Source organism: Eubacterium sp. An3 (assembly GCF_002159465.1).
GTDB lineage: Bacteria > Bacillota > Clostridia > Lachnospirales > Lachnospiraceae > Anaerobutyricum > Anaerobutyricum stercoris.
The window spans coordinates 18,590-39,124 of record NZ_NFIR01000017.1 but is presented as its reverse complement, the minus strand read 5'-3'; the positions used below and the strand labels follow the sequence as shown (position 1 = coordinate 39,124).

22 protein-coding genes are annotated in these 20,535 nt (G+C 45.3%); all 22 read right to left on the bottom strand.

From position 1 onward, the window contains the following. Positions 1–288: 288 nt before the first annotated feature. A complete protein-coding gene (locus B5F87_RS13285; RefSeq protein WP_087281809.1) occupies positions 289–1,188 on the bottom strand; it encodes a dihydroorotate dehydrogenase in 900 nt (299 codons plus the stop codon). After that, the gene (locus tag B5F87_RS13280) at positions 1,185–1,952 is read right to left on the bottom strand and encodes a dihydroorotate dehydrogenase electron transfer subunit (protein WP_087281807.1); all 768 of its coding nucleotides are present in this window, start codon (positions 1,950–1,952) and stop codon (positions 1,185–1,187) included. Before B5F87_RS13280 ends, B5F87_RS13285 begins: the two co-directional genes overlap by 4 nt. Before the next feature lie 151 nt (positions 1,953–2,103). Continuing rightward, positions 2,104–2,832: a class I SAM-dependent methyltransferase gene (locus B5F87_RS13275; protein WP_242964477.1), complete on the bottom strand. Its 729-nt coding sequence runs from the start codon at positions 2,830–2,832 to the stop codon at positions 2,104–2,106. Then, entirely contained in the window at positions 2,829–3,647 is an 819-nt protein-coding gene (locus B5F87_RS13270) for an undecaprenyl-diphosphate phosphatase (protein ID WP_171900466.1), read from the bottom strand. Before B5F87_RS13270 ends, B5F87_RS13275 begins: the two co-directional genes overlap by 4 nt. Before the next feature lie 145 nt (positions 3,648–3,792). Beyond that, a complete protein-coding gene (locus tag B5F87_RS13265) occupies positions 3,793–5,799 on the bottom strand; it encodes an ATP-dependent helicase (protein WP_087281805.1) in 2,007 nt (668 codons plus the stop codon). 160 nt (positions 5,800–5,959) lie between these two features. After that, positions 5,960–7,666: a phosphoenolpyruvate--protein phosphotransferase gene (gene ptsP / locus B5F87_RS13260; RefSeq protein WP_087281803.1), complete on the bottom strand. Its 1,707-nt coding sequence runs from the start codon at positions 7,664–7,666 to the stop codon at positions 5,960–5,962. A 30-nt stretch (positions 7,667–7,696) separates the two neighbouring features. Next, positions 7,697–7,960, bottom strand: a complete 264-nt coding sequence (locus tag B5F87_RS13255) for an HPr family phosphocarrier protein (protein ID WP_087281801.1) — start codon at positions 7,958–7,960, stop codon at positions 7,697–7,699. A gap of 414 nt (positions 7,961–8,374) precedes the next feature. Next, positions 8,375–9,031 (bottom strand): tetratricopeptide repeat protein, encoded by a 657-nt coding sequence (locus B5F87_RS13250; protein ID WP_087281798.1) that lies wholly within the window; start codon positions 9,029–9,031, stop codon positions 8,375–8,377. Positions 9,032–9,206: 175 nt separating this feature from the next. Beyond that, the gene (gene rpsO / locus B5F87_RS13245; protein ID WP_087281797.1) at positions 9,207–9,473 is read right to left on the bottom strand and encodes a 30S ribosomal protein S15; all 267 of its coding nucleotides are present in this window, start codon (positions 9,471–9,473) and stop codon (positions 9,207–9,209) included. A 188-nt stretch (positions 9,474–9,661) separates the two neighbouring features. After that, positions 9,662–10,603: an RluA family pseudouridine synthase gene (locus B5F87_RS13240; RefSeq protein ID WP_087281795.1), complete on the bottom strand. Its 942-nt coding sequence runs from the start codon at positions 10,601–10,603 to the stop codon at positions 9,662–9,664. A gap of 8 nt (positions 10,604–10,611) precedes the next feature. Further along, entirely contained in the window at positions 10,612–11,109 is a 498-nt protein-coding gene (gene lspA, locus B5F87_RS13235; protein WP_087281793.1) for a signal peptidase II, read from the bottom strand. Then, complete coding sequence (aroB, locus tag B5F87_RS13230; protein ID WP_087281889.1) at positions 11,106–12,221, bottom strand: 3-dehydroquinate synthase; 1,116 nt, start codon at positions 12,219–12,221, stop codon at positions 11,106–11,108. Before aroB ends, lspA begins: the two co-directional genes overlap by 4 nt. Positions 12,222–12,377: 156 nt before the next feature. Continuing rightward, complete coding sequence (locus B5F87_RS13225) at positions 12,378–12,926, bottom strand: cell division protein SepF (protein WP_242964476.1); 549 nt, start codon at positions 12,924–12,926, stop codon at positions 12,378–12,380. Between the two features lie 17 nt (positions 12,927–12,943). Further along, positions 12,944–13,636, bottom strand: coding sequence for a YggS family pyridoxal phosphate-dependent enzyme (locus B5F87_RS13220; protein WP_087281790.1), 693 nt, complete (start codon positions 13,634–13,636; stop codon positions 12,944–12,946). Between the two features lie 97 nt (positions 13,637–13,733). Next, positions 13,734–15,125, bottom strand: coding sequence for an HlyD family efflux transporter periplasmic adaptor subunit (locus B5F87_RS13215; RefSeq protein ID WP_087281788.1), 1,392 nt, complete (start codon positions 15,123–15,125; stop codon positions 13,734–13,736). After that, positions 15,125–16,075, bottom strand: coding sequence for a TIGR01212 family radical SAM protein (locus B5F87_RS13210; RefSeq protein ID WP_087281786.1), 951 nt, complete (start codon positions 16,073–16,075; stop codon positions 15,125–15,127). The genes B5F87_RS13215 and B5F87_RS13210 overlap by 1 nt, the downstream gene beginning before the upstream one ends. A gap of 255 nt (positions 16,076–16,330) precedes the next feature. Next, a complete protein-coding gene (locus B5F87_RS13205; RefSeq protein ID WP_087281784.1) occupies positions 16,331–16,747 on the bottom strand; it encodes a twitching motility protein PilT in 417 nt (138 codons plus the stop codon). Positions 16,748–16,890: 143 nt separating this feature from the next. Then, positions 16,891–17,871, bottom strand: coding sequence for a serine hydrolase (locus tag B5F87_RS13200; RefSeq protein ID WP_087281782.1), 981 nt, complete (start codon positions 17,869–17,871; stop codon positions 16,891–16,893). A gap of 32 nt (positions 17,872–17,903) precedes the next feature. Continuing rightward, entirely contained in the window at positions 17,904–18,299 is a 396-nt protein-coding gene (locus B5F87_RS13195; RefSeq protein ID WP_087281780.1) for a methylglyoxal synthase, read from the bottom strand. 17 nt (positions 18,300–18,316) lie between these two features. Beyond that, positions 18,317–19,429, bottom strand: coding sequence for an FtsW/RodA/SpoVE family cell cycle protein (locus tag B5F87_RS13190; protein WP_087281778.1), 1,113 nt, complete (start codon positions 19,427–19,429; stop codon positions 18,317–18,319). Positions 19,430–19,444: 15 nt separating this feature from the next. Beyond that, entirely contained in the window at positions 19,445–19,720 is a 276-nt protein-coding gene (minE, locus tag B5F87_RS13185) for a cell division topological specificity factor MinE (RefSeq protein WP_087281776.1), read from the bottom strand. 15 nt (positions 19,721–19,735) lie between these two features. Continuing rightward, a complete protein-coding gene (minD, locus tag B5F87_RS13180) occupies positions 19,736–20,527 on the bottom strand; it encodes a septum site-determining protein MinD (protein WP_087281774.1) in 792 nt (263 codons plus the stop codon). Between the last annotated feature and the right edge of the window lie 8 nt (positions 20,528–20,535).

The following is a 20,535-nucleotide window of genomic DNA, read 5'->3' as shown; positions in this document are numbered from 1 at the left end:
AGGATTACGGACAAATGTCAAGTTTACTTTCCATAAAAAGCGCATAAAAGGCGCGTTGTTTTTTGTCATCCTGACGTTTCCAAAAAAATGTTTCTCCTTTCTCCAATATGCATCACCTCACAAAAAAAGACATGGCCGTCTGCCCCTCCTCTCCCGCACAATCAGATCTGCCATCTGACACAGGAAGAACAGTTTCATCTGCCATGTCTTTTTCCAAAATATTTAATTATCAGCCATCAGCGATTTGAACAGCCATTACATTTTCCCGGCCATTCCCGGTTTGGCCGCCTACATACACCCGATAATCTCATTGATATCCTCGATATGATACCGCTCCATATATGCCTTGATGCCGTCCAGAACTTCCATGGTCGCCCGTGGATTGTGGAAGTTAGCTGTACCGACCGCCACCATGGTGGCTCCTGCCATCATGAGCTCTATGGCGTCTTCACCGGTCATGACGCCGCCCATGCCAATGATCGGCAGGCTGCAGGCTTTGTGCACCTGGTAGATCATTCGGACCGCCACCGGTTTGATGGCCGGGCCGGACATACCGCCGGTCTGGTTGGCCAGGATAAATTTCCTCCGGTGAATGTCGATCTTCATGCCGGTGATAGTGTTAATGAGGGAGAGGGCGTCGCTGCCGCCGGCCTCCGCTGCCTTTGCCATCTCGGTGATATCTGTGACATTTGGACTTAACTTCATGACAATCGGCTGTTTTGCTTTCGCCTTGATGGCCTTTGTAATCTCATAGAGGGCGTCCGGATTCTGTCCGAAGGCGATGCCGCCCGCCTTTACGTTCGGACAGGACACGTTGATCTCCAGCAGGTCTACCGGCTCGTCGGAAAGACGTTCCACCACTTCCACATAGTCTTCCACGGTGCGGCCGCAGACATTGACGATGATGGATGCATTTTTTTCTTTCAAATGCGGAATATCTCTCTCGCAGAACAGCTCGATGCCCGGATTCTGCAGACCGACAGCGTTTAACATACCGCCGTAAGTCTCAGCGATCCGAGGGGTCGGATTACCCTCCCACGGCACGTTGGCAACGCCTTTGGTGGTCACGGCGCCGAGAGCGGAGAGGTCAACAAATTCTTCATATTCTGCGCCGGAGCCAAAGGTTCCGGAAGCAGTTGTCACAGGATTTTTAAATGTCACTCCTGCCAGCTTCACTTCTAAATTCATGAAAATACGACCTCCTTTGCGTCAAATACCGGACCATCCTTGCAGATGCGCTGGTTGTTCACGTTGGTGTGATGATCTTTTTTCTTTGTTTTGCAGATACAGCCAAGGCAGGCGCCGATACCGCAGGCCATTCTCTCTTCAAGAGAGATCTGCGCTTCCATGTCATGGGCTTCGGCGTATTCTGCCAGTGCTTTTAACATCGGCATCGGGCCGCAGGCGTAAATCACTTTTCCATCCACGCCGGCCTCTTTGATGGCGTCGATGACGGTTCCTTTTGTGCCGCAGCTGCCATCCTCCGTGGCAACGACCACATCGGCATAAGATTCAAATTCATCCTTTAAGAACAGCTCGTCTCTGTATCCAAGGACCACTGTCTTTTCACAGGAGAGCTGCTTAGCCAGCTCAAGCATCGGCGGGATTCCGATACCGCCGCCCACGATGATCGCTTTCTCCTCTTTCATGGTAAAGCCGTTGCCCAGCGGTCCCAGCACCTCCAGAGAATCGCCTTCTTTCATCTCAGAAAACAGTCTGGTTCCCTCTCCGGCAATCCGATAAACGACCCGGAGCGTTCCTTTCTCCGCGTCAATGCCGCAGATACTGATAGGGCGAGGCAGAAGCTTCGTGCCATCCTCACAGTACATGGCAATGAACTGTCCCGGCTTTGCCTCCTTCGCTCCCTTCGGAAACGACAGCACCATATCGTAAATATCCGTGCCAATGCATTTCTGGCTGACAATAACTGCCCTTTCTTTCACCATATGCATGTACCTCCATTTTTTCTTCTATCTGACGCACTTGCTGCGTCAATAATGGTAGATTTGGAAGTTTACTTCCAAACTTTCATACTTTTGTAAATCTACTCTTTTTAACCTTTATCTTGTGATTCATTTAGTATTATAATCCGGATTTTCTCAGCTACCCGAGCTTCCTAACGAATACCGGCAGCGGCGGATTATTTGGCCGGTTATAAAATGCTTCCACCAGAACCATATACTGCTTAGGGTCAAGTTCCCGCAGCCAGGCAAGCACCCGCTCCTTTTCCTCGAAGCCAGAATCCCCGCCGCTGTAGATCATCAGCGAAAGAAGACCGCCCTCTTTCAAGAGCGCCAACGCTTTTTCCAGCGCCGGCAAGGTTGTGTCAGGCTTTGTGGCAAGACTGTGATCGCCGCCGGGCAGATAGCCGAGATTAAACATAATCAGGTCTGCGGAGCCTTCCGGAAAATATTCATCCATATGCTCATGGCCGCAGAGGACGAGCCTCACCCGCTTTCTGCCCGATTCATCCTGCAGAAGCGCCCAGACATTTTCGCCCGCGCTGTCACCGGCGGCATCTTCGCCCGGATTCTTTCCTCCATTGTTATCATCACTGGCGGCCGGTCGCTGCTCCAGGCGCTCTTCATAACCATTTTTAATCATCCGTGCCTTTGTCTTCTCCAGTGCCATTTCCTGAATATCCATGGCAAGAATCTCTCCGCCTCCCTCTCCGAGCAGATCACATAGAAAAAGGGTATCCTTTCCGGTTCCCGCCGTGGCGTCGATAAAACGCGGAAGCGGAAAACACGGCTCTGTTTCCGCTCCACAGTTCTCCAGCATCTGCCGGATTCTCATCTGGCACCAGTCTGTAATCGCAAATCGATTCATCATGCCAGCAGGAAATATCCTGCCACCAGGATACCAAGCACAATCCGGTAGACGCCGAAAGCTTTAAAGTCATTTTTCTTCACATATCCAAGCAGGAACTTGATGGCAAGGATGGATACGACAAAAGCCACCACCATGCCTACCAGAAGAATAGTTATCTCATATCCGGTGTAATTGAAGCCGAATTTGATCATCTTTAAAAGGCTGGCTCCAAACATGACCGGAATGGAAAGAAAGAAAGAATATTCTGCAGCCACATATCGGGAGGTTCCGATGAGCACCGCTCCGAGGATAGTTGCACCGGAACGGGAGGTTCCCGGGATCAGCGCAAGAATCTGGAAACATCCGATAAGAAAGGCTGTTTTTACACTGACAGATTCCAGCGTGGTCATTGACGGGGTTCTGCTCTTATTGTAGTTTTCAACGACAATGAACAGGATACCATAAAGAATCAATGTAAACGCCACGGTCTGCGGATTGTAGAACAGAGCGTCAATCTGGTCATTAAACGGCAGACCTATGATAGCCGCCGGCAGACAACCGATGATCACCTTACCCCACAGACGAAAAGTATCTTTTTTCTCCACTTCTGTTTTTTTGGGACTGAATGGATTCAATTTATGGAAATACAACACACAGACCGCCAGGATAGCGCCAAGCTGGATCACAACAAGAAACATTTCCATAAAGGCATCAGAAACATTGAGCTTCACAAATTCATCCACCAGGATCATATGTCCTGTGGAACTGATGGGCAGCCATTCAGTAATACCTTCCACGATACCCAGCAAAATTACCTTTAACATCTCTAAAATCATTTTGTTACATACCTCCTGTAATCATACGGCAGTACCGGCTCTGCCAAAAATACAGTTTATTGTATCACATATGTCTGCTCTTGTGGGCACCTATTTCTTTAGACTTCCTTTCAATGCCCCGGCCGAACGGAAACCGGCCGCACAATCAGGAAATCGTTGCGATCATTCCCTGTTCTGTCAGAAACCGAAGCGAAAATATCTTTGTACGGGGATTTTTATCAAAACGCAGCGTAACTTTATCTCCGTCAATCTGCACAACGGTTCCCGTACCATATTTTTTATGTTTTATCCGCTGCCCCGCTCGAAAAGACTCCGTACTATAACGTATTTCGGCAATATACCGGGAAGGCTTCGCCTCTTTCTGGTACATTTCTTTCACCGAATAGAGAAAAAGGTAGGTTTTCGCCCGGGTCAGCGCCACGTACATGAGCCGCCGCTCTTCTTCCAGATCCGCGTCTTTCACCGCCTTTTTGTGCGGGGTGACGCCCTCGTTCATATCCATGACAAAAACCACCTCATATTCAAGGCCTTTGGCACTGTGCATGGTGGTGAGCGTCACCCCCTTATTGTCCATGCGGCGTCCGGCCTCTATCTGCTTTTTGAGTTCCTCTCCATATTCTTCTATATATGCGAACCATTCTTCTACCGTATGGTACTCTTTGGCACTTTCCTGGATTTGATCAAGAATCTCCGTCAGATCATCAGGATTCATTCGACGAAAAGATGCGTACTCCGCCAGATATTCCTCATAACCGACGCTGTTTCTTATGTACTGAACAGCAGCGTAGGGTTCCATTTTTTTGAGCAGATACAAATCCATCTCCAGCTTATCAATCTTTTCATAAAGCCAGCGTTTGCCGAAAGTCTGCTGCTTAAGCGCCTTCAAGTCCACTTCCGGATCCGGGAGCATTTTCCTTGAAATGTACCTTTTCGGACGATTCATGATCTGAAGAAACAAGCTTCGATCTCTGGCTCCCATGGCAAGCTTCAGATAAGTCACAATATTTTTTGCGATCCAATGTTCAAAAATATTAGGCAGGATATCCCTCATCTGAAAAGGAATATTGTATTCCATGAGACGCCCGGCAAGGAGTCTCGGCTGAGTATTTGTCCGGAAAATAACCGCGATTTCTTCCGGCGGAATCTCTTTTTTCAAATAAAAACGAATGCCATTTACAATATCGCCGCACTCGGCACTCACTGTGTCAAACTGCCGGTATACGATGGGCGCCCTGCTTCCCCGGGCGGCTGTGAGATCCTTATCAAACCTTTTTGTATTGTGACTGATCAGTCTTCTTGCCCCGTCCACAATCTCCTGGCTGCACCTGTAATTGATACGCAGTATCATCTGTTTTGCCGCTGGATAATCTTTTTGAAATCCCAGCATAATTTCCGGCTTCGCTCCCCGAAAGCGGTAAATAGACTGATCGTCATCACCGACAATAAAAAGATTCTCTCTTTCTCCCGCCAGCATTTTCACGATCTCATACTGAATCCGGTTGATATCCTGAAACTCATCTACCAGAATATACCGAAACCGTTCCTGCCACATTTTCAAAATATCCGGTCTTTCACGAAGCAGCTCATAGCAGAATACCAGCATGTCGTCAAAATCCAGCATCTGGCGGCTGCGCAGCCGCTGTTCATATCCATTATATATTTCCTGAAACAAATCATCAGCGCAGTTGCTGCTGTGATACAGGGACAGATCCATCATCTCGCCTTTGACATAACTGATCTCATTTAAAATACCTGTGAGAAATTCCGCCTCATCTTCGATTTCCAGCTCTTTCTCATCAATCATTTCCTTGACATAATTCCGCCGTTCTTCTTCTCGGACAATATTCCTTCCTGTATACCGGTACGCATAACGAAGTATCATGAAAAAAACAGAGTGAAAGGTACCAAACATCACCGGAGTCTGTTCACTCTCCATCAGTTTTTTAAATCGCTGCTCCATTTCTCTGGCCGCAGCTCTGGTAAATGTGATGACCAAAATATTGGAAGGATGTATCCCCGCCTGCTCTATGAGCCATTTGACACGGTATGTGATCACCAGCGTTTTACCGGAACCCGGACCTGCCAGAACCATGGCGGGGCCATCTTTATGGGTAATTGCTTTTTTCTGTTCTTCATTAAATTCTGCGCTCATGTTTCTCATCCTTTATGTTTCCGCCGGGGTTCAAATTGCCTTCCGGTTAAAATGTATACTGCGTCAGAAAAAGGGTGTTTGTACAAACACCCTTTCTCCTCTGTTCCAAAAAATCTTTCTGCGATATCATACTGCCAGAAAAATAATTCTGAATATATTTTTATTTTGCAACTGATTCCAAATATTCTTTGACCTCTGCCTCTGTAACCAGCGACATTGCCTTCTCAGCAACGGCGTTAGCTTCCTCCATAGTCCAGAGAGAAATTGTCTTTCTGGTTGCCAGAATGGATGTTGCGCTCACGCTGAACTCATCCAGTCCAAATGACAGCAGCAATGGTGTCAGCAGCGGATCAGCAGCTGCTTCACCACACATGCCTACCATAGTTCCCTCTGCCTTACCGGCTTTGATCACTCTCTCAATGGAGCGGAGTACTGCCGGATTATAAGTGGAGTACAGATAAGCTACATCCGGATTACCACGGTCAACCGCCATAGTATATCCTGTAAGGTCGTTTGTTCCGATGCTGAAGAAATCCGCTTCTTTTGCAAAAGCATCTGCCATCAGGCTGGCTGCCGGTGTCTCCACCATGATACCAACCTGGATATTTTTATTGTATGGAATTCCCTTCTCGTCAAGCTCTGCCTTAATCTCATTGAGCATTGCCTTCACTGCACGAAGCTCATCCACACAGGAAATCATCGGCACCATAATTTTGATCTCGCCGTAAGCGCTCGCACGAAGCAGGGCTCTTAACTGCGGACGGTATAAATCTTCTCTCTTGAGACAGAGACGAACGGCACGGAATCCGAGGAAAGGATTCTCTTCTTTGCCAAGACCCAGATATGGAATCTCTTTATCTCCGCCGATATCCAGAGTACGGATGATGACCGGTTTACCTTCCAGTGTCTCAGCCACCTTCTTATATGCCTCAAACTGCTCGTCCTCTGTAGGAACCTGTGGACGATCCATAAAAAGGAACTCTGTACGGAACAGACCTACTCCTTCTCCATCGCACTCCACAACCTTCAGAGCATCTTCCGGTTTTCCGATGTTTGCACAAAGCTCAACTACATGTCCGTCGGCCGTTGCGCTTTCTTTTCCTACAAACGCCTGGAGAGCAGCCTTCTCAGCCAGATATTCTTCTCTCTTGGCAGTGTACTCCTTGAGCGTCACCTCATCCGGAGATACGAATACCTGTCCGCTGGAACCGTCCAGAACAACGGTCTGTCCGTTTTCCACCTTGCCCACAATTCCTTCGATACTTAATACAGCCGGAATCTCCAGGGCTCTTGCCAGTATTGCAGAATGAGAAGTCTTGCCGCCAATCTCAGTCAGAACTCCGGCCACATTAGCAGGGTTGATGCCCGCTGTCATTGATGGAGTTAAATCCTCTGCTACAAGAACAGTTCCCTCCGGCACCGCTGCCAGATCGATATCTTCCACATCGAGAAGAATCTTTAACAGTCTTGTCTTAATGTCACACACATCTGTCGCTCTCTGCTGGAACATCTCGTCTTCAATAGAGGAAAACATCTGTGCGTACATGTCGCATACCTGCTCAACTGCAGCTTCTGCGCACATTTTCTCATTTTCAATATTTGAGTTAATCTGCCCGGTCATTTCCGGATCCATTAACAACAGGACATGTCCTTCTAATATTTCTGCCTCTTTTGCCCCCACGCGAGTCTTCATGTCTTCTGCCATCGCCTGCGTCTTAGCAATACATTTCTCCAGTGCATTGTTAAAACGTTCTTTCTCAGCAGCGATATCGCTGACTGCAACGTTATCATATGCCAGAGACGGTTCCTTCACAATCACTACGGAACCGATACCAATTCCGGCAGATGCACCAATACCAGTATACATGATTTCCACCTCTATATTATTAACTTATTCTTATTCTCCCAGACCAGATTCGATTAATTCGACTGCTGTCTTTAAAGCTTCTTCTTCGTCTGGTCCGTTACATTCCAGTTCAATTTCAGAACCGCATTTAATACATGCGCCAATAATATTGAGAAGGCTCTTTGCATTGATGTCTTTGCCGTTGAAGTGAATTGTTACATCGCTCTCAAACTTAGCAACGCCTTTGGCAAAAACGCCTGCCGGTCTCATGTGAAGTCCCTGTGGATTGTTGATTGTGATTTTTTGTGATACCATAATGTTCTTCTCCTTTTCTTTAAAAAGTTATGGAACAGCTTCACTGAAAGCTGCCGTCATGTTATAGAATAACAGAATAAAAATAACCGGATCAATTCACTGCTGGTAGATGCATTCGATTAGTATTATACGTATTGCTGTCCACAGAAACCTGCCGACGGCAACCTGCACACGCGATACCGCAGAACCGCATATTATTCCTTTATCATTCCTTTTGAAATGATACTCACAACATGCAGTATAAACAAAAAAAGAACTGTCATACATCACATTTTAGATAAAAATACAATGATATCTGCTCCCTGTGAAAATATCTACAGACTTTTTTTCATTTTTTGCTCCCCTTAGTTATTTTATAAGACTAATTTTACCATTGTTTGGATATAGTGTCAACCGATTGCCCGGCAAATATCTTTATATCCTTGTGGATAAAAAAGTCATTTCTTTCTGCGCATTCTCATCGTCAGGAAACAGTCCGCAATATTCCTGCACCGCCTCATAAGCCGCCTCATAATCCTGAGAACGTTCATAGATAATAACCTTCTGATACATGAACTCTCCCTTGTTTTCTCCTCCGGCAGCAATTCCCTGCTCCGTAAAAGCGAGAGCATTTTCATAATCTTCCTGCTCAAGATAAATATCGCAGATGTCCTTCAAAAATAAACTGTCCTCTGTTTTTTCCCAACCCTGCTTGTAAATCTCCATGGCCCGTTCATAATCGCCGGCCTCTCTGGCACATCTGCCTTTTAACTGATAATATCTGGACTCGCCGGGATCTGCAGCTATGAGACTGTCATAAATCTCCTCAGCCTTCTCATAATCAGCAAGCTGATAATAGCTCTCCGCCAGATAGCACGTCATATCATGATCGAGGCTGCCCGCCAGCAGAGAATGTCTGTTAAGAGCTTCCTCCAGATACTGGATTGTCTTGGAATAGTCCTGTTCCTTAAAATATAACAGCGCATTATCCCTGAGTTCTTTCTTTGCGCTGTATTCTCTCCACTGCCAAAAACCGGCAATGACCAGCAGCACCACGGCTGCGGCTATGATTCCTCGTAATAATCTGCTCATATATAACCTCGCTGTCCTGTCTGATCTTTTTGTTCTCTGTGCTTCCCGGCGTCTTCTCTGTCATTCTGCCGGAATATATACTTTCTGTTTTATTTTATCTTACTTCACACAAAAAAACAACTATAGAAAAAGCGCTGTCCCCGATGAAAGGTACAGCGCCTTTTTGTCTTCTGTATTATTTTCTTAAACCTAACTGCTCGATTAAGGTTCTGTAACGCTCGATATCTTTTGCTTTCAGATATGCAAGGAGATTTCTTCTCTGACCTACCATCTTCAGAAGACCTCTTCTGGAGTGATGATCCTTAGGGTTAGCCTTGAAATGATCCTGCAGATCATTGATTCTTGCTGTAAGAATAGCAACCTGTACTTCCGGTGAACCGGTATCTCCTTCTTTTCTGCCATATTTTGCAATCAGTTCCTGTTTCATTTCCTTTGTAATCATGTTCCAATCCTCCTTAAATAATAAACACCTTTACGAAGACAAGGTCGGAGTAACTCCATATCCTGGCAAAGGTTAATCCCGCCCACGGCTTCTTCTCCCGCAGGCACTTTAGCCAGTTTACCATATGGGAAAATGTTTGTAAAGAACTTTTTTCACCTCAGTATCTGATATTTTCAACGGCCGGCGTCTTATTCTCTCAGCTTACGCAAAAGTTCCCGGAAATATTCCGGAAGCGGCGCTTCAAACTCCATATACTCGCCAGTCCGCGGATGAATGAATCCAAGTATCCGGGCATGGAGACACTGCCCCCGGAGTCCTTTCCTTCCACTCTTTGGTCCATAGATTTCATCACCGAGAAGCGGATGTCCGATGCTTGCCATATGAACGCGGATCTGATGAGTCCGCCCGGTCTCCAGCTGACATTCGATATGATTAAACTGATGATTCAGGTGATCAATCACCCGGTAATGGGTGACAGCTTTTTTCCCATTTTTATATTCCACCGCCATCTTTTTTCTGTCCGCAGGATTTCTGCCGATGGGGGCATCCACGATACCTTCTTCCTCCGGAATATTGTTATAGACGATCGCCTCATATTTTCTGGTGATGGAATGTTCTTTCAGTTGTTCTGCCAGATTCCGGTGGGCCAGATCTGTCTTGCACACTACAAGCACGCCGGTGGTATCTTTATCAATCCGGTGAACGATGCCCGGTCTCAGTACGCCGTTGATACCGGAAAGGCTGTCCCCGCAGTGAGCGAGAAGACCGTTGACCAGCGTTCCGGAATATCTTCCCGGACAGGGATGCACCACCATATCTTTCGGTTTATTGATCAAAATCACATCTTCATCTTCATAAATAATGTCCAGAGGAATGTTTTCCGGCAGCACCTCAAGCTCTTTTAACGGCGGAACCATCAGAAGAATCCGGTCATCTGTCTGTATTCTGCTGCCCGCCTTTGCCGCCTTTTCATTTACAGTAACCTTGCCGCCTTTGATCAGTTTCTGGATATAAGAGCGGGAATGTTCTGTGAGTTCCGCCGCCAGAAATTGATCCAGCCTGAGTCCCTCCTGTTCTTTCTCCACAGTATAATAATAGCGCCGGTCTTTTTCTTCTTTTATCTCTTTCATTCTGTTCCTCATCTGCCTTTCTTTGAAAAAAGCCGGTCAAAATCTTCCTCTTTATAGAGGAACACGATGAGAAAGATCAACACGATTGCCGATGTGGTCACATAAATATCCGCCACATTGAATACCGGGAAATCTATCAGTTTAAAATAGAAAAAATCTACCACATATCCCCGGAAAATACGATCTATCATGTTTCCTACGGCTCCTGCACCTATAAAGCAAAGACACAGTCTGAGCGGCAGAAAATGTCTCTCACGTGACATCCGGGGCAGTGCCCATATAAGCGCCGCCAGAACAATGGCCGTGATAATCAGGAACACCCACTGCTTATTCTGCAGAATGCCAAAGGCAGCCCCCCGGTTTTCCACGTAGAGAAGCTGAAACACATCCGGTATGATCGTGATCGGTTCTTGTCCTTTCAGATTCTGAAGCGCCAGCACTTTCGTAAACTGATCAAGAACAACCAGAAGCAGACAGCCGATAAATGCTTTTATTCCCTGTTTCATGCCTGTCCTCCCGCTTCTTTTTCTTCATTGCGGCTTCGAAAAACCGAAAGCATCTCCTCTTCTGTCACATCTTTATAAATATCGGCTTCACCTACGGCACGAAGCAGAATAAATTTGATAGCGCCATGTTCCATTTTTTTATCATGCCTGGTCTCACGGACGATATCTCTGCTGTCAAGCTCCTGCGGAATCTCCGGAAAATCAAAATATTTGAAAATATTTACAATGTCCTCATATTCTTCCTGCGAAATATAATTTCTTCTGCGGGACATGTCTGCTGCCAGTATACAGCCGATACCAACACATTCTCCGTGGGTCAGGCGGAAATCCATCAGTTTCTCAATGGAATGTCCAAATGTATGTCCAAAATTCAGGAAGGCGCGTATTCCCTGCTCTTTCGGATCTTCTTCCACCACGGCCCGCTTAATCCGGCAGCTTCCTTCCACCATGACTGCCATAGCCTCAGGATTTCTTGCGGCAATAGCTTCCCTGTTCGCCTTCACCCATTCATAATATTCCCTATCCTGAATAAGTCCATGTTTGATAACCTCGCCGAGACCGCTGTGAAACTCCCTTTCTGACAGAGTCTTTAAAGTATTAATATTAATATATACTAATTTTGGCATATAAAAAGCCCCTACCATATTTTTATATGACTGGAAATCCACGCCGGTCTTTCCTCCGATACTGCTGTCCACCTGAGAAAGCAGACTGGTTGGAACCTGTACAAAATCAATGCCCCGCAGATAAGTGGCAGCGGTAAATCCTGTCAGATCGCCCACTACGCCTCCTCCCAGAGCAATGAGCATATCTTTTCTGTCATATTCATGCTGAATCAGATAACGGTAAAGCTGGCTGACCGTATCCAGATTTTTGCTGGCTTCCCCTTCCTGAAAAATAAAAATATCCACCTGCCTGCATGCCTCGTTCAACAACTCATGAATCTCATTGAGATAGTAGGACGACACATTTCTCTCTGTCACGATACAGAGCCTTTTTTTCTCTATATCAAAAGCTTCCAGTTCTTCTGTCAGCCCCTGGAACGTATCCTTTATTACGATATCATATACTTTCTTTTCATCCTGCTTTACTTCCAAACGTTTTTGTACCATATTTTCCTCCTGCATATTTCTCTCCTGACGGGTATTGTCTGTATTCTGCCGGCATAAGAAATGGCAGAGCCGCATCGCGCCGGAAGTCCGTTGTTTTCTTCAAAACAACAGTCTCTCCGACTGCACATGAGCCCTGCCTGTCATGAAACATTTTCTCTAAAACTTCGTTAATTCAGGAGAAATCATGCTGTCACTGATAATCTCATCCCGCAGATCACCGGACACTTCGATATTGCCCGGAGCAACGATAAAAATATTATTGGAGATGGCCTTAAGTGTTCCGTCAATGGCAAAACATGCGCCTCCGATAAAATCAGCGATTCTCTGGGCTTCGCCAATCTCAATACCTTCCAGATTAACAACAACGGTAATTCCGTCTTTTAAAAACTCAGCAACAACGCGCGCCTCGTTAAATAACTGTGGTTTTACAACTTTCACGACTTCACCTTCTTCTTGTCTTCCATGAAATGGGATTACTCTTCTTTCTGTCTCTTCTTCTTCCACCGGTTCTTCTTCCGGTTCTTTTTTCCTGCGGCGGAAGGAGAGAATCGGTTTTTTGGACTGCTGCGGCGGTTCTTCTTCAATATCTTCTTCGTCTGCTTCTTCCGTCACTTCGTCGTATTCTTCATCAAATTCTTCCGTGGCTTCTTCTTCCGAATCATTCAGCGTCATCATGTTTAAAAACTTCTCCGCGAACTTTACCATTCCTTTGTTCCTCCCTGTCATTTATTGTAATTGCGCTCACCAAAGATACCGGTCCCCACCCGAACCATGGTGGCTCCCTCCTCAATGGCGACCTCATAATCATTCGTCATGCCCATAGATAAGATATCCATGGTTACATTATCAATGTTTTTATCTCCAATGTCAACAAATAATTTATGTAATTTTCTAAAATAACAGCGGTTTTCCTCCGGATCATCCACAAACGGCGCACTGGTCATGAGTCCCCGGATATGCACATGAGGAAAATGACTGATCTCTTCCGCCATCTTAATGACTTCGTCAGTGTCCATTCCAAACTTTGTATCTTCTTCCGCGACATTTACCTGGAGCAGAATCTGCGCGGTAAGGTTTCTCTTCGCCGCCTCCTTCTCAATCTGCTTTGCCAAATGTACGGAATCCACAGAATGGATCAGTACTACTTTGTCAAGGATATATTTTACCTTATTGGTCTGCAGATGCCCGATCATATGCCAGTGTACCGGCGCGCTCACATGCTCCTCTTTCTCACAGAGCTCCTGCACATAATTCTCCCCAAATTCCATCTGACCAATTCGCCGCAGAACTTCTATATCCTCCAGCGGCTTCATTTTGCTGACTGCCACCAGAGTGACTTCTTCAGGATCTCTTCCTGCTTTCCGGCAGGCGTTTTCTATGTTTTTCTTAACCTTTGCCAAATTATCCTCCAGCATGTTTCTATCCCTCCATTTTCTGTCCGGCTTCACTTCCGCCGTACCGTTCTTTCTGCTGCCATCACCCGGCTGACGGCTTTCAGCCGCCTTCCGTCATCTAATATATGACCTGATTCTCCTGAATGGTGTCACTGTTCAGAATCACCCTGTCGTAAATCTCCACATCGCTGTCATCCGGAGAAATAATACAGTAATCTTCTGTCCTTTCCAGAATAGTCACCGGTTTAAATTCCGCATATCCCCGGTTCACCACATAAACTCCCTGAAGGACACTGGTCTCTTTCAGCGTATATGTTTTGGCTTTTTCCACATCAGAAATTTTATCCCCTGCCTTCAGCTGATCCGATGTGATCAGAACATTATCTCCTTCTGTCCGGTATCTGGTCACGGTGACCTGCGTGAGGATTTCTTCTCCTCTTTTGTTTTCAGATAAAACATTCACCTGATTATCATCGCTGCTGTTGCTTCCTTTTGTCAGATATTCGGCCGGCACCTTATATACATCTTTTTGTACCAGAGAACTGGCAGGAATCTGCAGACCTTCCGTCTCGGATAACTGCAGACGTACGGAAAGATATCTCTGATTAATATATCGCTGCACATAATTATCAAATTGCAGCAGAATGTAACAATTTCCCTCTTTCTTCTGGCATTCAAAAGAAACATTGGTTGTAAAATTATCCTGATGGAAAGTGACCTGCACCGTATGCACGTCTTTCTTTTCCAGGTTTTTCATGCGTTTGTAATCATTCTTATTTACCGGAATCGCCAGCGTCCAGCTCTGCCCTGTCACAATGCGGTAAACAGGCGAACCTGCTGACAGTTCCTCTCTGCTGCGCAAATCTTTCATTTTGGCGCTGTTATCAAAATCTTCCGGACTAAAAGAATCCGGCGTCACCTCTTCTTTGCCGTCAGAAAAAAAAGAAACCAGACCAGACTCTCCTGCTTTCACTTCGACATAACTTCCACTTCCGTACTTTTCTTCCAGCTTGTTCTTATTTTCTGCAAGAATTGTGTCTGTATAGGACATCAGGTCATGATTGATTTCATTTTTCGCCTCGTATATTGCAGAAAAATTATTATCGGTAAAACTATCGGAAAAAGTTCGTAAATCTTCATAAACCTGCTGCGTTTCTTCTGCGCTGACCGTATCTTTTTCTTTCAGCAATTCATTTAGGTAAGACTGCAGCTTACCGGTTGTATCCAGCATGTATACAGTTCCATCTTTTTTTACCCGGGATCCGTCTTTCACAAAATAATTCACATATCCTTTTTTATCCGTAGTAATCAAAGATTCCTCTCTGAGTATCATGCCTGTTCCACTGATATTTTCTGAAATATTACTTTCACTGACCTCGTAAATGGCAAGTTTTTCCTTTCCCAGATACTGAATCACGTAGGCCGTCAGATATATGATGATTACTAAAAATACTATCGTACCGAGATTTATGACAGATACCCGTTTTTTCTCTTTCTTTTTTGCCATCATTATAGTCCCCATCTGTTCAACGCTGCACCGTTTAAATAATCACAATGGATTCCCTGCACATACTGCTTTTCCTCCATCAGCGCCTTCCATTCATCCATGAGCTTCCACCAGCTGTGTCCCCAGTTGCAGAAGGCAGAATCCTTTTCCGGTATTCGGGCAAATAATCGTTCCACCGCTATATCCGGACGAAGCAGTGCGATAAATTCCGCTAACCGCTCCAGATATTCTTCTTTCGAGCATATGCTTATTCTACCATTTCTGTATTCCTGATACAATACAGATTTTTTCGGAATATATAACGAATGAAGCTTTACCATAGAGACCGGAAGCGCAGATAAAATCTTTGCTGCTTCTTTTGCATCCTCCATGGTATCGCCGGGCAGATTTAATATCATATGTACGCAGACCGGAAAATGATAGGGAGCAATAGTCAGCACCGCATCCAGAAACTCGGCCAGTCCATGTCCCCGGTTGACGGCACGGAGAGTATGATAATTCACAGTCTGAAGCCCCAATTCCAGCGACACCTGTATTCCCGTCTTTTCTCTGAAATCCGCCATTGCCTCAAGATAATCCCGCCGGATACAGTCAGGTCTTGTGGAAAGACAGATTTCCACAATATTATCCACATTTCCCGCTTCCCTCATATATGCCATCAGTTGCTCAAGCGGGAGGAACGTATTCGTATAATTTTGAAAATAGGCAATAAATCTTTTGGCATGGTAACGCTTTTCAACCTTTTCCCTGGATGATTTCAGCTGCCCGCTCACTGTCTCCATGGAATCCGCCGCCTCAAAGCCGGTTCCCTCCTCGGCACAAAAAGAGCATCCCGCCCCTTCCTTCCTGTTCGGACAGGAAACCGGCAGATTAACCGGCAATTTATACACCTTCTGCCCATATTTTTCTTTCAGATATTCACTATAGGAATAATACATCCTGTTCTCCGCCATGATGTTTGTCGTCCTTTCCACTTTTGCTGTTCTGCTGCAACAGAAAAAGGGTGTTCCAAAAGATTGTCCGCCAGCCTTTCCAAACAGGAATATCTAAATTCCCGCCGGCTGCCTTTCTCCTTTTTGCAACACCCTCATAATGATTCTGTCATTTGTCTGCAGATCGTTCGACCACAATCCACAGGAACACCGGCTCCCAATATATACCGGTGTGTTTCTCTGTACTTTCTTACCGCGTTCTCTCTCTATGTATTCTTATAAAGAAACCGTTACGTACTGCTGTACTTCTTCCGGCATATCTTCCTTATCAGCAGATGCACTGATCACAAAATCCACATCAAACTTCTCAGATAATACATTGAGCTTGCTTACTGCGTAGTCCAGATTACCGTCAATGCATGCGGTTGTCAGGAAGCTGTCCAGATAAATCTTATCCAGATCGTGATCCTGTGATAAAATTCCTGCTATGAAACCGATGAACATGTCCGTATTCTCAATATTGAACTCCGGAACAACAATGAGGCGAATCTGATTACTCAGTTCATACATATGTTTATTATTTTTGTCCAGATAGACAATAGTACCTTTGGTGAGCTTGATATCATCATTGACTTTCTGAATTAATATTTTGGTTTTACCGTGTCCTTTCAGTCCTGCAATAATTTCAATCATGTTGGTGTCCTCCTTAAATTATATTGTCTGCCTGTCGGAGGGTAAGGCTCTTCATCTCAAAAGCCCTGCCCTCCGGCAGACAGTTATTGTATTGATTGCTATATACATTATAGTTGAAATAGCGTAAAATCACAACCATTAATTCAATTATTCACAATATTTTCTAACAATTTCGTCATGGAATTGTACAAATCTTCATGAGTCGCCGCTCCCATCACCACAGAAAAGAAACGTTCTCCAGCTTCATTTTCCGTCAAAAGAATCAGACAGGATTTGGCCATGGATGTGGTTCCTGTCTTACCTCCCAGCAGAGTGACACCGTTTGGAACAGAGTACGTATTTAAAAGGAATTCATCTGTACTCTGCATATACTCGCCGACTTCTCTGCCGTCGGCAGTTACGTAAGTCATCGTGTAATCTTTCTTGGAAGCAGTCTCAAGGTATGCGTCATGTTTTACCACTTCCTTAAATATTAAATATAAATCGTAGGCCGTAGTATAATGATTGTCGTCATGCAGTCCATGGGAATTGGCAAAATGCGTGTGGGTCGCGCCCAGCTCTCTTGCCCTCTCGTTCATCATTTCGACAAACTTCTCCTCACTTCCGGCAATGTATTCCGCCAGAATTACCGCACAGTCGTTGGCAGATTTTACCACCAGGCCATGGAACGCCTCATTGACAGTCAATGTATCTCCTTTGGAAAGCGTCGTGGCCACCGCACCGTCCTCGTTGAGCTCAATATCATGATCCAGCGTGATCTCATCATCCAAATTTCCATTTTCCAGCACTAAAAGCGCCGTCATTATCTTTGTAACACTGGCAGGATATACACGTTCAAAACAGCGATACGATTTCATAACCTCATTTGTACTGTCATTGATCAACAGCTCCGCATAATTGCTGCTCTGGTAACCGGGCGTATTCTGACTTTCTGCGTCCAATACAGCCAGATCAGCCGCCATTCCTTCTAAGTTATCTGTCTCCGCTTCCTCCTCCTTCGCATAGTAGGATTCATAGGAGTTTGTGATCTGAAAAGGATTCTGTATACATCCGGATACACTCACAGCCAGAATAACCAGCATCAGAATCCAGCCCAAACGGGCAAATCTTCGTTTCTGTCTCATATGCCTCTCTTTTCATTTTATGAATTTATGCGTCAGCGATACATCTCCCGCCATTCCAGGTCACCGCGATCCAGTGCCATCACCAGAAGCTCCGCCGTTGCAAGATTAGTCGCCAGAGGAATATTATGCATATCACACAAACGCATAACATTAAATAAATCCGGTTCATGTGTCTTCTGATTCAGGGGGTCTCTCAAAAAAATCACCATATCAATGAGATTGTGTTCTATCTGTGACCCCAGCTGCTGTTCGCCTCCCAACGGGCCTGCCAGATATTTGTGCACAGTCAGGTTGGTCACTTCCTCAATCAGCCTTCCGGTCGTCGCAGTTGCAAATAATTCATGTTTGTTTAAAATGCCTCGGTATGCGATGCAGAAGTTCTGCATCAGTTTTTTCTTGCCGTCATGTGCAATCAATCCTACATTCATCAAAACCCCTCCTATAATTAATAATGTCGTTGCAAACCGACGTTCAACACCAGTCCGATTCCCGCCATACAGCTCAGCAGCGATGTCAGTCCATAACTCATAAACGGAAGCGTCAGCCCGGTATTCGGCAGAAAATGTGTCGCCACGCCGATATTAATGAATGTCTGGAATCCAATCCAGGCGGCCACCCCTGTGGCAATCAGTCTCCCGCTTATATTTTTGGCACGTTGAGCTATTATTAAACATTGTATCACTATTATTGCGTATAATGCAATAACAATAATACTTCCTATAAAACCAACTTCTTCACCGATCACAGAAAAAATAAAGTCCGTCTGCTGCTCTGAGACAAGTCCGGTATCTGTCACCGTCACTTCTGAAATAGTATTATTATTGATTCCTTTTCCATAGAGCTGTCCGGAACCAATGGCCATCTCTGAATTCTGCTGCTGGTAAGCAGTAGTATCCTCATATTTGGAAGGATTTAAAAACGTCATAATCCTCGTTACCTGATATTCGCGAAGCAAAATCTGATTTGGCGTCTGTATATACCAGAGAAACAACACCAGCAGCGGCACACCGATAATAAAACATCTGCGGATCAGTTTGCCATCCAGACCGCCAACAAAAATAACTGCCAGCAGAATCACGGTAATAGCGATAGTCGTCGACAAATCAGGCTCTATCACCACCAGAAGAAGAGGCACAGCGCATAACGCCGCCAGTTTAATGAGATTTTTCCATTCGTTCAGATCCTCTTCATGTTCCTGGATATATACCGCCACAAATATGATCATAATGATTTTTGTAAACTCTGACGGCTGTACTCTGGTAAAGCCGAGATTCAGCCATCGTCTCGCTCCACCGACACTGACGCCTCCTATTTTTACAAACACAAGAAGCGCCAGATTCAGCACGTACAGAATTCTGCTGAAATCACAGATAAAATTATAATTGATCACAGACAGGACAAACATCACGGCTGCACAAAACAACATTCCCAGAAATTGCCGGCTGGTATAAGAGCTGTCTGCACTGTTGATAAACAATACGCTCAGCCCGCACAAAATCAGCACAGCAATTATCAATGTCCAATTATAATTTTTAAACTGATATTTCTGTCTTAACATGCAAGCCTCCTAACATTATCTGTGAAAGCGTACCTCTTTAATAGGGATATTGGCATAAAGTGCCGGGCCGTTCCCATTTCCTTCTTCTGTTTCGGTCTGGGTGATCTGGATATCCAGTCCCTGGGTATCAATCTCCATATATTTTGATATCACCTCAATGATATCGTTCTTTATCATCTCCATCGTCTCCGGAGAACAGCTGGCTCTGTCAGAAACCAAAACCAGCTTCAGCCTGTCTTTCGCCATTGTCCCGGAAGATCTTCTTCTGAAAAAAGTATCTATGAAACCCATGTGTGTGTTCCTCCTTTAGTATCCCCGTTTAAATAAACCGATGATTTTCTTAAATATTCCATCCACATCAAATTCCATAAACGGTACTTTTTCTCCGAGAATTCTATGGCAGATATTCTCAAATGCCTTGCCGGCCTGTGTATCCTTTCCAACCAGAGGTTCTCCCTCATTGGTAGCAACTACAATGCTTTCATCGTCCGGTACCACTCCAATTAAGTCTATCGCAAGAATATCGATAACATCCTCCACAGACATCATATCTCCCCGTTTCACCATATCCATGCGGATACGGTTGATCACCAGATCGATTCTCTTTAAATCATTGGCTTCCAGCAAACCAATGATCCTGTCTGCATCACGGATGGCCGATACCTCCGGAGTTGTCACGATAAGCGCCCGGTCAGCTCCGGAGATCGCATTCTTAAATCCCTGTTCAATTCCTGCCGGGCAGTCCAGCAGTATGTAATCAAACTCCTCTCTGAGCTCATCCACCAGCTTTTTCATCTGTTCCGGACTCACAGAACTCTTATCTCTGGTCTGTGCGGAAGGAAGTAAAAAGAGATTGGAGTATCTTTTATCTTTGATCATCGCCTGTTTTATCCTGCAGTTTCCTTCAATGACATCCACAAGATTATAGACGATCCTGTTCTCCAGCCCCATGACCACATCCAGATTTCTTAATCCGATATCTGTGTCAATCATGACAACTTTCTTGCCCATTTTTGCAAGACCTGTACCAATGTTGGCCGTGGTTGTTGTTTTTCCCACACCGCCTTTTCCTGATGTAATAACAATTACTTCACTCATCTTCAATC